Here is a 14,369-nt window from a genome sequence, read left to right as displayed (position 1 = left end):
TGCGAGCCCGAAAATACCGGACCTCAACCGCTGAAATGCAAAAGGCCCCGTTCGCAACCTGCGAACGGGGCCTTTTGCTCAACCCAACGCTTAGCGCCGGCGGAACAGCGGCAGCGGCTCGTCAGTGGCGGCCTGGTAGGTCACGGAGAAGTCCTGCAGGCTTTGCAGGGCTTCTTCCGGGTCCTTGTCGGCGCGAATGGCGAAGGCGTCGAAACCGCAGCGGGCCAGGTAGAACAGCTGGTCGCGCAAGATGTCGCCAATCGCGCGCAGCTCACCCTTGAACTGGTAGCGGTCACGCAGCAGGCGCGCATTGGAGTAGTTGCGCCCGTCGGTGAAGGCCGGGAAGTTCAGCGCGATGACCTGGAAGTTGCCCACCTGGTCACCGATTTCCTCGGCTTCCTCGTCGCTGTCCAGCCACACGCCCAGGCCGCCATCGCGGGCCTTGAGGGCATGGGCGTGTTCGCGCCACAGCTGCAACGGCACGATGTAGTCGTCGCAGTTGCTCAGTTGCTCCAGGGTCACGTCCTTGGGCAGCAGGTGCCAGGTTTCGTCGACGATCTGGTTGTTCTTAATGATTCGCTGCATAGACGCGCTCCTTGAAGGGGTCGATGCCAATACGTTGGTAGGTGTCGATGAAGCGCTCGTCTTCGGTACGTTTTTCGACGTACACGTTGATCAGCTTCTCGATCACGTCCGGCATGGCGTCCTGGGCGAACGAGGGGCCGAGGATCTTGCCCAGGCTGGCATCACGGCTGGCGCTGCCACCCAGGGATACCTGGTAGAACTCTTCGCCTTTCTTGTCCACCCCGAGGATGCCGATGTGGCCGACGTGGTGGTGACCACAGGCGTTCATGCAGCCGGAGATGTTCAGGTCCAGCTCGCCGATGTCGAACAGGTAGTCCAGGTTGTCGAAACGACGCTGGATGGATTCGGCAATCGGTATCGACTTGGCGTTGGCCAGGGAGCAGAAGTCACCACCCGGGCAGCAGATGATGTCGGTCAGCAGGCCGATGTTCGGCGTGGCGAAGCCGCCTTCACGCAGTTCCAGCCACAGCGCATGCAACTGGCGCTGTTCGACGTCGGCAAGGATGATGTTCTGCTCGTGGGAGGTGCGCAGCTGGCCGAAGCTGTAGCGCTCGGCGAGGTCGGCGACCGCATCCAGCTGCTTGTCGGTCAGGTCGCCCGGGGCGACGCCGGTAGGCTTGAGCGACAGGGTCACGGCGACATAGCCCGGCTTCTTGTGCGCCAGGGTGTTGCGCGTGCGCCAGCGGGCGAAGCCTGGGTGCTCGTTGTTCAGGGCATCCAGCTCGCTGTCGAGGTTGCTCAGCGCCAGGTACTCGGGGTCGACGAAGTGCTTGGCAACGCGGTGCACCTCGGCTTCGGTCAGGGTAGTGCTGCCGCCACGCAGGTGAGCCATTTCGGCCTCGACCTTCTCGGCGAACACGTCCGGGGTCAGGGCCTTGACCAGGATCTTGATCCGCGCCTTGTACTTGTTGTCACGGCGACCGTAACGGTTGTACACGCGCAGGATGGCGTCCAGGTAGCTCAGCAGGTCCTGCCATGGCAGGAACTCGTTGATGAAGGCGCCGACCACCGGGGTACGGCCCAGGCCGCCACCGACCAGTACGCGGAAACCCAGCTCGCCCGCAGCGTTGTGCACCGGCTCCAGGCCGATGTCATGCACTTCGATGGCCGCGCGGTCGCTGGAGGCACCGTTGATGGCGATCTTGAACTTGCGCGGCAGGTAGGCGAATTCCGGGTGGAAGGTGGTCCACTGACGGACGATCTCGCACCAGGGGCGCGGATCGATCACTTCGTCGGCGGCCACGCCGGCGAACTGGTCGGTGGTGACGTTGCGCAGGCAGTTGCCGCTGGTCTGGATGGCGTGCATCTGCACGGTGGCCAGCTCAGCTAGAATTTCTGGGATGTCTTCCAGTGCCGGCCAGTTGTACTGCACGTTCTGACGGGTACTGATGTGGGCGTAGCCCTTGTCATAGTCGCGTGCGATCTTCGCCAGCATCCGGGTTTGTCGCGAGGTCAGCTGGCCATAGGGCACGGCAACCCGCAACATCGGGGCGAAACGTTGGATATAGAGGCCATTTTGCAGGCGCAGGGGGCGGAACTCTTCTTCGCTCAGCTCGCCGGCCAGGTAGCGTCGGGTCTGATCCCGGAACTGCTTGACGCGGTCCTCGATGATCCGCTGATCGTACTCGTCGTATACGTACATAGTGGTCCTGTTCTCAGGCTGCTTGCAGCTAATCGCGCGCACGGCCGCGCACTCCGGTGCGGAGCGAAGGCACGATAGCAGTTTGCGTTTATGCGCAAAAGTGATGTTTTTGCATATGAAAAGAACTGTTTGGACTAAGTGAGACTGGCTTGCGTTTAGCTGTTTGCGGGCGTGAGCCGGTTATAATCGGGCGTTTTAACCGCTGGAGCGAACCCGCATGCTCAAGGCCTTGTGCCGCACCCTTTGCCTGACGCTGCCATGGATGGCGCAGGCCCAGGCTGCATCGGTGGTGTTCCTCAACCCGGGCTATTCCGACGAGACGTTCTGGGTCAGCTATACGCAGTTCATGCAGAGCGCCGCGCGTGCGCTGGGCATGCCGCTGACGGTGAAATACAGCGAACGCGAGCCGACGCTGGCGCTGCGCCAGGCGCGTGAAGTGTTTGAAGGCCCGCAACGCCCGGACTACCTGGTGCTGGTCAATGAACAGTACATCGCCCCGGAGATCATCCGGCTGTCACGCGGCAGCGGGGTCAAGCTGTTCCTGGTCAACAACGGCCTGACCGAGGACCAGACGCAGATGATCAGCAGCCATCCCGAGCGCTACCCGCCGCTGCTGGGCACCCTTACCGGCAATGACGAAGACGCCGGCTACCAGACCTTGACCGCCCTGATCGCGCAGTTGCCGGCCAAGGCGCGCGAGCAGGGCGTCGAGTTGCTGGCGTTTTCCGGACTGAAGAACACCCCGGTCTCGCAACAGCGCGAGCAGGGCATGCGCCGGGCCCTGGCCGAGCACCCCGAGGTGGCGTTGCGTCAGGTGGTGTATGGCGGTTGGGGCAAGCAGCGGGCGTATGAGCAGACCCAGTTGTTGCTTGAGCGCTACCCGAACACCCAACTGGTGTGGTCGGCCAACGACGAAATGGCCTTCGGCGCCATGCAGGCATTCACCGAACATGGGCACCAACCCGGCAAGGATGTCTTTTTCAGTGCGGTGAACAGCTCGCCAGCGGCCTTGCAGGCGCGGGTCGACGGGCGCCTGAGCGTGCTGGTTGGCGGTCATTTCTCGCTGGGTGGCTGGGCCATGGTGCTGCTGCATGACGATGCGCTGGGCCTGCCGATCAACCGCGATGGCCAGCACGACCACCAGGTGCCGGTGCTGCAACTGATCGATGAGCAAAAGGCCCGGCGCTGGCTCAAGCTTGAGCAGCAGGCCAACTACGGGGTGAACTTCAAACAGTACAGTGCCGAGGGCAAGGGCGCGGATTACCGTTATCCCTTCCTGATCGGCCCGGTGCAGTATTAACCGACGAACTGCGTAAAGACCCTGCTTGAGCAAAGGGCTTTGCTGAACTTAACTGCTACGGGTGACATGCATTCCCATAACCACTACAAGAGGCGATGCAATGGGTAATCCAACCAAAGCGGGTAAGAGTGACAGTAGTGTCGATGCCTGGGCGATACTCTGTCTGATCATCCTGGTGGTCGTGACGGCCGTGTACTGGGTCAGCCATCAGTGACATCACGCGATGGGTAAAATGAGTACCGCCCGCAGAATGGATATCTGCGGGCGGTTTGCGTTTCAGGGGGCGGTGAGGTGCATGGCCAGCTGCACCAGGCCCACCAATGCAAGGATGAACAGCAGGGTGAACAGGGTGCCCAATGCGATGAAATGGCTGGCCTTGCCATGATTGAAGTCGCGAGCACGGTTCTTGCCGGTCTGTACGCCAAACGCCGCAGCGAGAACACTTTGCAGCATCTGCCAGAACGTCGGTGGCTTGCCTTGAATGGGGTCGTCCATGAGGGGCTCCTGAGGTAGGGCTCGCCCTTGAGTGTAGACCCCGCTGTCCAGTTGGGCCGGCATGATCGCCTAGCCCATGCGCGAAGGCGCCAGGCTCGGCCGCCGGCCATTGCGGAACATCGCCCAGTACGCCGCCGCCGAGGTCATCATGCCCACCAGCAGCACCGAGGGCAGCACCTGCTTCACATTGGCGATCGTCTCTTTCACCGTGTGGCCGTCCGGGTAGCCGGCGTGCACGGTGTAGCCATATTTGCTGGAGACCGCCAAAACGTGCTGTTCCTGATGGTTCGGCAAGTCGTCCGCAGCAACGATGCCATCGCGCCACAGGTAGGTATCACCGAACTGCATGACCAGTGTCACCTTGGCCATGATGCGGTCGAGGATGGCCTGCAGGTGTTTGCCATCGGACAAGGCCAGCACCCCGACCGGGTATTCCTGAAGGCGGTAGTAGAGCACTGCCGAGTCTGGCGTGACCGAGTTGCCGGGCTCAAGGCGCAGGCGCTGATTGAAGTAGTTGCCTGGGTCGACGATTATTTGCGACTCACCATGCAGTGTGCTGCAGTACGCACGGTTTTCCCGGACCAGGACCAAAGAGCGCAGGTCCGGGTGCAGCACCACCTCGGTGCGCAACCTGGGCAGGGCCTTTTCACAGGGGAAGTCGGTCAGGTTGATGACGTTGGCACTGGCAGCATGCATTTCATCGAGGATGCCATCGGCGTTGTGCAGCGTCTCGCGCAGCGCCACCTCGGCTGCTTCCTCCAGTTGCTTGTCCACCTGCCAGACCACAATCAGCAAGCCGCAGCCGACCGGGGTCAGGCCGATCAGCAGGGTGACCAGCAATTCAAGCAAGACGCGACCTGCACGCAGTTTATGAGGGGGCATGATTCACCTATGTCGACGGGGCGAAGCCCGGTACCCGTGGGGGCCCGGACTGTTGCCGCCCAGCATAAGTGAGTGACGTAGGGTGTTCCTGTCGGAAACAGAGACTGAGGCTGTGCTATCGGTCGCAGCGTCGACAGTCGCTGCAGCGTTTCAACTACCCAGGGTCTTGAGCACCAATTCGGCAACCTTGCCACCTGAGGCAGGGTTTTGCCCGGTGATCAGGCGCCCCTCCAACTGGTCCACGATGGCAAATTCCTTCCAGGGGTCATCGGCCTTGCGGTAGATGCCACCGCGGGCGACCAATTCGTTCTCGGTGAGGTAGGGCACAACCTTGTCCAGTTCGGCCAGCTGCTCCTCGATATTGGAGAAACCGGTAACTTCACGGCCCTTGAGCAGCAGCGAATTGTCGCTGAGCTTGATATTGAGCAGGCCCACCGCGCCATGGCAGACCGAACTGACCACGCCACCGGCCTCGAAGATCTGCCGGGCCAGGGTTTGCAGGCCGCTGCTGCCGGGGAAATCCCAGATCACGCCATGCCCGCCGGTGTAATAAATTGCCTTGTAGTCGCTGGCCTTGACCTGCTCGGGCCTGAGCGTGGTGCCCAGGCGGTTCATGAAGGCCTTGTTGTTGTACCAGGCCCAGTCGATGTCCTGGGCCATGCTCAGGCTGTGCGGGTCAATCGGCACATATCCCCCAGCCGGGCTGACGTAGTCGACCTTGTAGCCGGCTTTTTCGATCTTTTCGACGAAATGGACCGCTTCGCCCAGCCACAGGCCTGTAGCGCGCTTGAGGTCCGGATACTTGGCGGTATTGGTCAGCACCACCAGAACGTTCTTGCTCATCACAGCGCTCCTTGTGTCGGGTCCGTCACTAAAGGCAGGGGAAATTCCAAACGTATTGAGCATAGTCGGCCGCTGAAACCCCGCCACGGGCCATGGCGTTGTGCTAGCTTTCCAGCTAGGCAACCCTGGCGACTGGAGTGGCAGTGCACATGAGTGGATCTTCCGATACCGAGCAGTTCATGCAGGCCGCGTTCGCAGAAGCGCAGAAAGGTTACGACGAGGGCGGTATTCCTATCGGCTCGGTGATCGTCCACAACGGGCAGATCATCGGTCGTGGCCACAACCGCCGGGTACAGCAGGGCAGCCCGATTCTGCATGGTGAAATGGACGCGTTCGAGAATGCCGGGCGCCAGAAGGCCAGCGTCTACGCCCAGGCCACCCTCTATACCACGCTGTCGCCGTGTGCGATGTGCAGTGGGGCCATCCTGTTGTACGGGATCAAGCGGGTGATCGTGGGGGAGAACCAGACCTTCCTTGGTGAAGAAGAGCTGCTCAAGTCGCGTGGCGTCAGCGTGGAGGTGCGCCATGACTCGGCCTGCCGTGACCTGATGCGCCGGTTCATCGCAGAGAAGCCGGAACTCTGGAACGAAGACATCGGCCAGGAACTCTGAACCCAGGGCACCCCGTGAAGGAATACAGTCGATGATGCAGGTCATACAGTTCGGTGGTGCGCCGCTCGAAGGCGGGGGCATGAGCGAGGCCGTGCGCAATCACGATTGGGCCAGTACCGCGCTAGGGCCGATGCACTTGTGGCCGACTTCGCTGCGGATCGCCGTGGACATGCTGTTGGCCTCGAAGTTTCCCGGTTGCCTGGTGTGGGGGCCGGAGATGGTGTCAATCTACAACGACGCATTCGTGCCCATCCTGGGGATCAAGCCTGCGCCGCTGGGGCGCAGTTTTGACGACATCTGGCGCGAGGTGTGGCATGAGGTCGGGGGCTACGCCTTCCGCGCGATGAGCGGCGAAGCAGTGTTCATCGAGAACCTGCATCTGGTCACCAACCGTAGCGGGGTCGATGAGCCAGCCTATTTCACCTTCTGCTACAGCCCGATTCGTGATGAAACCGGCCGGGTGGCGGGCTTTCTCGACACCGTGTTCGAAACCACCGCCAGCGTCGAGTCCGAAAAGCAGTGGCGTGAGTTGGCGCTGACCTTCGAGCACCAGGTGCACGCAGGCACGGCTGACCGAAACCGCTTCTGGGAGATGTCCAGCGACGCCATCCTGATGGTCGGCATCGAAGACTTGCAGGTGCGTGCCTTCAACCCGACCCTGGGGCATATTCTCGGCTGGAGCGAAGACACGCTGGGAGCTACGTTGATCGACATCGTCCACCCCGATGACGTGGGCAACGTCCAGGATTCTGTTGCACGCCTGAGGGCCGGTGAGTCGCTGTTCTGTGGCCAGACCCGGCTGCGCCACTGTGACGGCCACTATCGGCGGTTCAGCTGGACCGTTTCATTAGGCGATGGCGCGTTTACCGCTGTCGGCCGCGATATTACCCAGGAGCGGGAAAGCCAGGACGCCATGGAAAAGGCCGAGGAGATGCTGCGCCACGCCCAGAAGATGGAAGCGGTGGGGCAGCTCAGCGGTGGCTTGGCGCACGACTTCAACAACCTGCTCAGTGGCATCAGCGGCAGCCTGGAAATGCTTGAGCGCCGTGTCGCCCAGGGCAGGCTGGAGCACATCGACAAATACATCCTGGCCGCCAAGGATGGTGCACGCCGGGCGGCGACCCTGACTCATCGCCTGCTGGCCTTCGCCCGCCGGCAACCACTGGACCCCCGGCCGCGGGACCTCAATGCCCTGGTGTCCGGGCTGGAGCCGCTGGTGCAGCAGATGCTCGGCCCGGATATCGACCTGCAATTGCAATGCGACCCCGAGCCCTGGCCTGTACTGGTCGACACTAGCCAGCTCGAGAACGCGGTGATCAACCTGTGCCTGAATGCCCGTGACGCCATGGGCCGCAACGGGCGCCTGAAGCTGAGCACCGGTAACGAGCGGCTTTCGGCGGGCATGCACGGTGCTGATGGCCTGATGGAAGGCGATTACTGCTTTGTGCAGGTCGAAGACAACGGCAGCGGCATGAGCGAGGAAGTTCTCGCTCGCGCGTTCGATCCGTTCTTTACCACCAAACCGATGGGGCAGGGCACCGGGCTCGGGCTGTCGATGGTGTATGGTTTTGCCCAGCAATCGGGCGGTCGGGCGTCGATCCAGTCCGCACCGGGCCAAGGTACCCGGATCACCGTGATGTTGCCGCGCTATCAGGGCAGCTTGCCGCCGCAGGTGATTGAGCAACCGCTGCCCAAGGCACAGGGCCTGGGCAAGGGTGAGCGGGTGCTGTTGATTGATGACGAGCCCACGTTGCGCATGTTGATCCGTGAAGCCCTGGAAGAAGAGGGTTATGAGGTCAACGCCGCAGGCGACGCCCAGAGCGGCCTGGCGCTACTCGATTCGTTGGGGGCAATTGACCTGCTGATCACTGATATCGGCCTGCCGGGCGGTTTCAGTGGTCGTCAGGTTGCCAGTGCGGCCCGCGCGCGCTTCCCGCAACTGCGCACACTGTTCATTACCGGCTACACCGAGGCGGCGATCACCGATGGTGAGCCGTTGGAGGAAGGGGTCGGGCTGCTGACCAAGCCGTTTGCCCTGGAAACCCTGATAGACAAGGTGACGCAGATGTTTCAACTGGAGCTTTCGCCCGCCGGCCGCGACGCGTGAGCGGCCAGGCGCTCCAGCCCCAGGTAGACCCCACAAGCGATCAGCAGCGGTAGCAGGAAGTACAGCGCCCGGTAACCGATCAAGGCAGCCAGTACGGTGCCTTGGGCGTACTGTCCCGCCAGCAAGGTGATGAACACCGTCTCCAGTACTCCAAGCCCGGCCGGGATATGCGTGATCACCCCGGCGATGCTGCTGATCATCAGGATCGCCAGGATGGCTGGATAGCCCAGCTTCTCCGGCAGCAGCAGATACACCACCGCCGCCATCAGGGCCCAGTTGCTGGCGCCCATCAGCGCCTGCAGCAGCGCCAGTCGCCACGAAGGCAAGCGAATCTGTTGCCCACGCACCTGCCATTCACGCCGCGTGGCCACGGCGCAGACCAACAGGTAGCTCGCGGCCACTGCCAGCAGTACTGCACCGATCAGGCGCAGCCCGGTCTGGCCGATCTCCAGCCCGGCTGGCAGTGGCGGCAGGCCAAAGACAAACAGCGTGCCGGCCAGCAACAGGTAGCCGAGCCAGTTGGTCACCAGGCCCAGGCCGAGGATCCGGCTGATCGTCGGCACATCCAGGCCAAGCCGCGAATACAGTCGATAACGCAGCGCCACTCCACCCACCCAGGCGCTGAGGTTGAGGTTGAACGCATAGCAGACGAAGGCCAGCGGCAGGACCTGGCGAGTGGGCAAGGGGTGCCCGGTATAGCGCTTGCCCAACAGATCGAAGCAACTGAACAAGGTAAAGCTGCAGGCCACGATGGCCACGCCCAGCATCAGTACCTGCGCAGGATAGGCGCGCAACGCCTGGAGCACTTCGTTCCAGTCCTGGTTGCGCAGCAGCAGGAACAGCAACGTCGGCACCAGGATGAAGAACGCCAGGGTCAACACCTGTCGCGCGCGCTTCCATCCGGGGTGCAGCGTGCTCATGACAGGTGTTCCTGGCCGACCGGTGCATCCTCGAACGGTTCCAGGCGCGGCTTGTGCGCCGGCAGCCAACCCACCAGTGCCGGGAAGTAACGGGTGAAGTGAAAGGTCAGGAAGATCAGCGGCGCGCGCCACCAGTAGCCGCGCAGCACCCGTTGCAGGCTGACCTGCTTGCAGTGGGTGTTGGCCAGCGTTTGCAGGTGTTCATGCAGGCGCGCGTTGAAGGCTTCGTCGCGGATGATCAGATTGGCTTCCAGGTTCAGCGACAGGCTCAACGGGTCCAGGTTGCTGGAGCCCACGGTGGACCAGTGCTGATCGACCAGCGCCACCTTGCCATGCAAGGGGCGCTGGCAGTATTCGTGGATGTGCACGCCATCGCGCAGCAGGTAGTTGTAGAGCATCCGCGAGCACAATCGCACCCAAGGCATATCGGGGCGGCCTTGCAGAATCAGGGTGACCTGCACGCCGCGCCGCGCGGCCTTGCGCAATGCCCGCAGCAAGCGGTAGCCGGGAAAGAAATACGCATTGGCAATCACCACCCGCTGACGCGCGCTGATAATTGCGCGCAGGTAATGCTGCTCGATATCGGTGGGGTGTTCGAGGTTGTCGCGTATGCACAGGCACATCTGCGCCTGCTCGCTGTCCAGGCTGATCGCCGGTGCACGCCGCCACCAGGCCCGCGGGCGCTGGCGCAGGTTTGTGTCGATGGCCAGCAGCGCCAGGGTGGCGCGGCGCAGGTCGGCAACAATCGGCCCGCGTACCTTCACGGCATAGTCCTGCTTGGCCATGGGACCGAAGTCGCCCAGGTGATCGGCCGAATAGTTGATGCCGCCGACAAACCCGACCTCGCCATCGACCACCAGGATCTTGCGGTGCAGCCGGCGAAACAGGTTGGTGCGCATGCCCAGGCGCTTGGGGCTGGGGTCGAAGGCTTGCACATGCACCCCGGCATCAGCCAGTGCCTGCAAGTAGGCGGCGCTCAGGTCGGCACTGCCGAAGCCGTCCAGCAGCACCTCGACGCGCACGCCCCGTTGGGCCGCGTCGATCAATACGTGCTGCAGTTCCAGGCCGACCTTGTCCTCGAAGACGATGAAGGTCTCCAGCAGCACCTCCTCGCGGGCCGCGCGAATGGCGTCAAAGGCGCTGGGGTAGTAGTCCTCGCCGTTGATCAGCAGTTGCACGTCGTTGTCTGCGCGCCAGTCGGCGTTCATAGCAGCACCTCCACGCTCAGTGGCAGATGGTCGGAGAGGTGCGACCAGGGTTTGCGGGCCATCACCACAGGCTCGCGCGCCTGGGCATTGCGCAGGTAGATGCGGTCCAGGCGCAGCAGCGGCCAGCGCGCCGGAAAGCTGCGTGCCGGGCGGCCGAAGGCCTGGCTGAACACCTCGGTCAGGCCGCAGCCGGCCAACAGTGCATCGGCGTTCTGGCGCCAGTCGTTGAAGTCCCCGGCAACGATCACCGGAGCATCGGCGGCGAGGCTGTCGAGCAGTTGGCACAGCAGCCGCAATTGCTTGAGGCGTTGCTGCTCGCCCAGCCCCAGGTGGACACACACGGCGTGTACTTCGTCGTGGCCGGGCACTGCCAGCACGCTGTGCAACAACCCGCGTTCCTCACTGCCTTGCAGGCTCACGTCGAGGTTCACAAAGCGCAGGATGGGGAATTTCGACAGCAGCGCATTGCCATGTTCGCCATCGGGGTAGACCGCGTTGCGGCCATAGGCGAACACCGGCCACAGGCTGTCGGCGAGGAACTCGTATTGCGGCTGGTCCACCCAGCCGGGGTGGCGTTCGGCGTGGCGCCGATGGCTGCCGAGCACTTCCTGGAGGAACACCAGGTCGGCATCCTGGCTGCGCACCGCGTCGCGCAGTTCGGGCAGCACATAGCGCCGGTTCAGCGGGCTGAAACCCTTGTGCGTGTTGACCGTCAGCACGCGAATGGCGCGCACCGCCGGCGCTGCGGTCAGCTGCGCCGGCGATTGCAATTGGCTCACGGGCCACCGTCCTCGGCCAGCATCTGTGCCACCTTGCTCGCCAGCTGGCTGAAGCTGAAGGGCTTGCTGATCATCTGCATGCCGGGGTCGAGGAAGCTCATGCGCGCCGTGGCGTTCTCGGCATAGCCGGTGATGAACAGCACTTTCAGGCCCGGGCGCAGCGTGCGGGCGATTTCCGCCAGTTGCCGGCCGTTCATGCCTGGCAGGCCGACATCGCTGATCAGCAGGTCGATACGCTCCGGGGCGCGTAGCAGCGGCAGGGCAAGGGTCGCATCGGCGACTTCCTTGCATGCGTAGCCCTGCTCCTCAAGGGTTTCGCGCACCAGCAGGCGCACCGTTGCATCGTCTTCCACGATCAACACCCGGCTGCTCGCCGGGTGTTGATCGGCAACAGGCGACTGGGCATCGGGCTGCGGGTCGTTGTTGAAGCGCGGCAGGAACAGCTCCACCGAGGTGCCCTGGCCGATCTTGCTGTGCAGCGTCACATGCCCCTGGGACTGGCGGATGAACCCGTAGACCATCGACAGCCCAAGCCCGGTGCCCTTGCCAATCGGCTTGGTGGTGAAGAACGGATCGAACGCCCGGTCGACGCTGCTTTGCGGCATGCCGCAACCGTTGTCGCTGAGGCTCAGTTGCAGGTAGTCGCCGCTGGCCAGCGGGTGGCCGCCGGGGACCGACTTGCCCAGGTGGCGATTGCCGGCATGAATGCGCAGCTCGCCGCCATTGGGCATCGCATCGCGGGCATTGCCCAGCAGGTTGTCCAGGGTTTCCTGCAATTGCTGGGTATCGGCGCGGGCCAGCCAGAGGTCGTCTTCCAGCTCGATGTGCAGGGTGATCTGCGGGCTCAGCAAGGCGCTCAGGCGCTCCCTGTCGAGCAGGCGGGCCAGGCTCACCGGGGTGGCATTGAGCGACTGGCGGCTGGAAAACGCCAGCAGTTGATGGGTCATGCTGGCGGCGCGGTGGACGGCGCTCAGGCTCAGGTCGATCAGCTTGGGCAGGTCCTGTTGGCGCCCTTGGGCCAGGCGTCGGTTGATCAGCTCCAGGCTGCCGCCGATGCCGGTGAGCATATTGTTGAAGTCATGGGCGACGCCGCCGGCCAACTGGCCGATGGCTTCCATTTTTTCGGTGTGGCGCAGGCGTTGTTCGTCCTCGCGCAGGTGGCGCAGTTGCTCTTCAAGCGCTTGCTGCACGTGCAACTGCTCCATGGCCTGCGAACGTGCCTGGTATTGCCGGCGCCGGGCGCGTAGCGACGACTGGGTCAGCGTCAGCAAACCCTGGGGCAGAAAGGGGCACTGCAACAGGTACAGGTTGCCCAATTCAGCGTGCAACGCTGCACAGGCGGGATCGCTACAGGGCGTGGCGGTCAGCAGCACTACCGGCAGGTCCGACCAGTCTGGCTGGGTGCTCAGGTAGTGTTTCAGCGATGACTCGGCAAAGCCGTCAAGAGACTCATGGGCAATGATCGCCAACCCGGCGCCCTGATCCAGCGCCTGGCCCAGCTCCACCAGGGTGGAGGTGGCGAGCGCGCTGATCCCGGCCTTGTCCAGCAGCGCGTGGGTCAGGCTGCTAAGTGGCGGTGGGGCCAATATCAGTGCACGTTCGCCATTGGCTAACGAATCGTTCACAGGCGATCTCCTTTGATGGCGCACAGGCAAGGCGGCTGCCTGCTTGCAATGCACTATCACTGGACCACACGGCGTGCACGAGGGTTCAACCGGGTTGCCCGGATGGCCTCAAAGGCCTTGCTGGACCAAGGGGTCGTCGGGGTTCTGCTGCTCCAGCTGGGCCAGCAGGATCTGCACATTCTGCAGTTGGCCGGTCTCTTTCCAGTATTCGATCAGCAGGACCCTGGCCTTGCGATTGGCCGGTTGCCGGGCAAGGATGGTTTCCAGCTGCTTCTGCGCCACATCGACCTGCTCCAGGGTATGCAGGGTGGTGGCCAGGGTGAGGCGGTAGTTGTTGTTGTCCGGTTCCAGTTCCAGCGCGCGGGCCAGGGCCAGCAGGGCGTATTCGTGCTGGCTGTGGCGCAGCAGCCACAGGCCCAGCTCGTGTTGCAGGAAGGCGGCTTCGGGGTGGCGTTGCAGGGCGCGGGCGAGCACCTCGCGGGACGGGTCGGTCTTGCCCTGGTCGTCGAGCAGGCGGACCTTGGTTGCCAGCGCCTGGAGGTTGTCGGGTTCCAGCTTGAGCGCGCGTTCCAGGGCGGTGACTGCGGGCTCGTAGTTTTTTTCGTGGGCATACAGGCGTGCCAGGTGCACCTGGGCGGTGGCGTCGTCGGTTTGTTGTTCGAGGACCGCTTGGTACTGGTCGAGGGCTTGTTGCAGCGGGGCGAAGTACAGGCCGATGTCGTCCGGGCCGAGGCCGAGCAGGGCATCGACGGCGGCGAAGCGTACGCTTTGTTCTTCATCGTCGAGCATCGGGCCGATCAGCAGGCTGCGCTGTGGGCCGGGGACCAGGGCACTGATGCTGGCGATGGCGGCGCGGCGCACCAGTGGATCGTCGTGCTGCAGGTCGTTGCTGGCGAGCTTCAGGGCCTGCGGCGAGGGGTAGTTGGGCAGTTCGGCGTACAGGCTGGCACGGCGGATGGGCGAGAGGTCATCGCGCGCCAACTGCTGGTAGAGCACGCGCGCGGCGCCCGGTTCGCCGTTGTGGGCACGGGCCAGGGCCTTGGCGTAGCTGTGCGCCTGCACCGGGCCGGGGTTGGGGGTGTCGTCACGCCAGAAGTAGCTGCCCAGGCCCAGGACAATGAGCAGGCATAGGCTGATAGCGGTGTAGAGGCGCGGCTTGGACATGCGGGGCCTGGGATGGACAGCGAAGGGGGCAGCTTGGGGCAGGTGGGGGGATCAGTCAATTGGTGGTGTGTTGGTGGGGCTCATCGCGGGACCAGCCCGCTCCCACAGAGTGCCCCTGTGGGAGCGGGCTGGTCCCGCGATGCTCGCTTCGCTCTTGCTTTGCGAGGTGAGTAGAAGACTGCGTATAACCGGGACTGTCAGATTTTTT

The 14,369-nt window shown here is 63.5% G+C and carries 13 protein-coding genes; 3 read left to right on the top strand and 10 right to left on the bottom strand.

The annotated features are described in order from the left end of the window. Positions 1–90 precede the first annotated feature (90 nt). Together M5G11_RS26185 and M5G11_RS26180 are read right to left on the bottom strand one after the other, a co-directional pair. Positions 91–585, bottom strand: coding sequence for a DUF934 domain-containing protein (locus M5G11_RS26185; RefSeq protein ID WP_273913440.1), 495 nt, complete (start codon positions 583–585; stop codon positions 91–93). Continuing rightward, positions 569–2,227 carry a nitrite/sulfite reductase gene (locus tag M5G11_RS26180; protein WP_273913439.1) on the bottom strand — a complete coding sequence of 553 codons (1,659 nt, stop codon included), beginning with the start codon at positions 2,225–2,227 and terminating at the stop codon, positions 569–571. The genes M5G11_RS26185 and M5G11_RS26180 overlap by 17 nt, the downstream gene beginning before the upstream one ends. Positions 2,228–2,444: 217 nt before the next feature. Between M5G11_RS26180 and M5G11_RS26175 the strand changes: the two genes are divergently transcribed. Beyond that, positions 2,445–3,527 (top strand): ABC transporter substrate-binding protein, encoded by a 1,083-nt coding sequence (locus M5G11_RS26175; RefSeq protein WP_273913438.1) that lies wholly within the window; start codon positions 2,445–2,447, stop codon positions 3,525–3,527. 276 nt (positions 3,528–3,803) lie between these two features. Here the strand turns inward: M5G11_RS26175 and M5G11_RS26170 are convergent, their stop codons facing one another. The 3 genes from M5G11_RS26170 to M5G11_RS26160 form a co-directional block, all read right to left on the bottom strand. Further along, positions 3,804–4,022, bottom strand: coding sequence for a DUF2970 domain-containing protein (locus M5G11_RS26170; RefSeq protein WP_273913437.1), 219 nt, complete (start codon positions 4,020–4,022; stop codon positions 3,804–3,806). A 69-nt stretch (positions 4,023–4,091) separates the two neighbouring features. Beyond that, a complete protein-coding gene (locus M5G11_RS26165) occupies positions 4,092–4,904 on the bottom strand; it encodes a CSS-motif domain-containing protein (RefSeq protein ID WP_273913436.1) in 813 nt (270 codons plus the stop codon). Positions 4,905–5,054: 150 nt separating this feature from the next. After that, positions 5,055–5,747 carry a type 1 glutamine amidotransferase domain-containing protein gene (locus M5G11_RS26160; protein ID WP_273913435.1) on the bottom strand — a complete coding sequence of 231 codons (693 nt, stop codon included), beginning with the start codon at positions 5,745–5,747 and terminating at the stop codon, positions 5,055–5,057. A gap of 149 nt (positions 5,748–5,896) precedes the next feature. On the opposite strand from M5G11_RS26160, the gene M5G11_RS26155 reads away from it, so the two are divergent. Both M5G11_RS26155 and M5G11_RS26150 read left to right on the top strand, forming a co-directional pair. Next, the gene (locus tag M5G11_RS26155) at positions 5,897–6,358 is read left to right on the top strand and encodes a nucleoside deaminase (protein WP_273913434.1); all 462 of its coding nucleotides are present in this window, start codon (positions 5,897–5,899) and stop codon (positions 6,356–6,358) included. Positions 6,359–6,389: 31 nt separating this feature from the next. After that, positions 6,390–8,465, top strand: a complete 2,076-nt coding sequence (locus M5G11_RS26150) for a hybrid sensor histidine kinase/response regulator (RefSeq protein ID WP_273913433.1) — start codon at positions 6,390–6,392, stop codon at positions 8,463–8,465. Here M5G11_RS26150 and M5G11_RS26145 read toward each other — a convergent pair. The 5 genes from M5G11_RS26145 to M5G11_RS26125 all read right to left on the bottom strand — a co-directional run bounded on the left by M5G11_RS26145 (position 8,429) and on the right by M5G11_RS26125 (position 14,203). Further along, positions 8,429–9,385 (bottom strand): lysylphosphatidylglycerol synthase domain-containing protein, encoded by a 957-nt coding sequence (locus M5G11_RS26145; RefSeq protein ID WP_273913432.1) that lies wholly within the window; start codon positions 9,383–9,385, stop codon positions 8,429–8,431. The genes M5G11_RS26150 and M5G11_RS26145 overlap by 37 nt on opposite strands. Next, positions 9,382–10,593 carry a cardiolipin synthase ClsB gene (clsB, locus tag M5G11_RS26140; protein ID WP_273913431.1) on the bottom strand — a complete coding sequence of 404 codons (1,212 nt, stop codon included), beginning with the start codon at positions 10,591–10,593 and terminating at the stop codon, positions 9,382–9,384. The genes M5G11_RS26145 and clsB overlap by 4 nt, the downstream gene beginning before the upstream one ends. Beyond that, positions 10,590–11,372, bottom strand: coding sequence for an endonuclease/exonuclease/phosphatase family protein (locus M5G11_RS26135; RefSeq protein WP_273913430.1), 783 nt, complete (start codon positions 11,370–11,372; stop codon positions 10,590–10,592). Before M5G11_RS26135 ends, clsB begins: the two co-directional genes overlap by 4 nt. Beyond that, a complete protein-coding gene (locus M5G11_RS26130) occupies positions 11,369–12,997 on the bottom strand; it encodes an ATP-binding protein (RefSeq protein WP_273913429.1) in 1,629 nt (542 codons plus the stop codon). The genes M5G11_RS26135 and M5G11_RS26130 overlap by 4 nt, the downstream gene beginning before the upstream one ends. Positions 12,998–13,105: 108 nt before the next feature. Next, positions 13,106–14,203: a tetratricopeptide repeat protein gene (locus M5G11_RS26125; RefSeq protein ID WP_420793864.1), complete on the bottom strand. Its 1,098-nt coding sequence runs from the start codon at positions 14,201–14,203 to the stop codon at positions 13,106–13,108. Between the last annotated feature and the right edge of the window lie 166 nt (positions 14,204–14,369).

This window comes from Pseudomonas fontis, assembly GCF_028656955.1.
In the GTDB taxonomy this organism is placed as follows: Bacteria; Pseudomonadota; Gammaproteobacteria; order Pseudomonadales; family Pseudomonadaceae; genus Aquipseudomonas; species Aquipseudomonas fontis.
The sequence above is the reverse complement of the archived record's forward strand: the minus strand, read 5'-3'. Positions and strand labels throughout refer to the sequence as shown.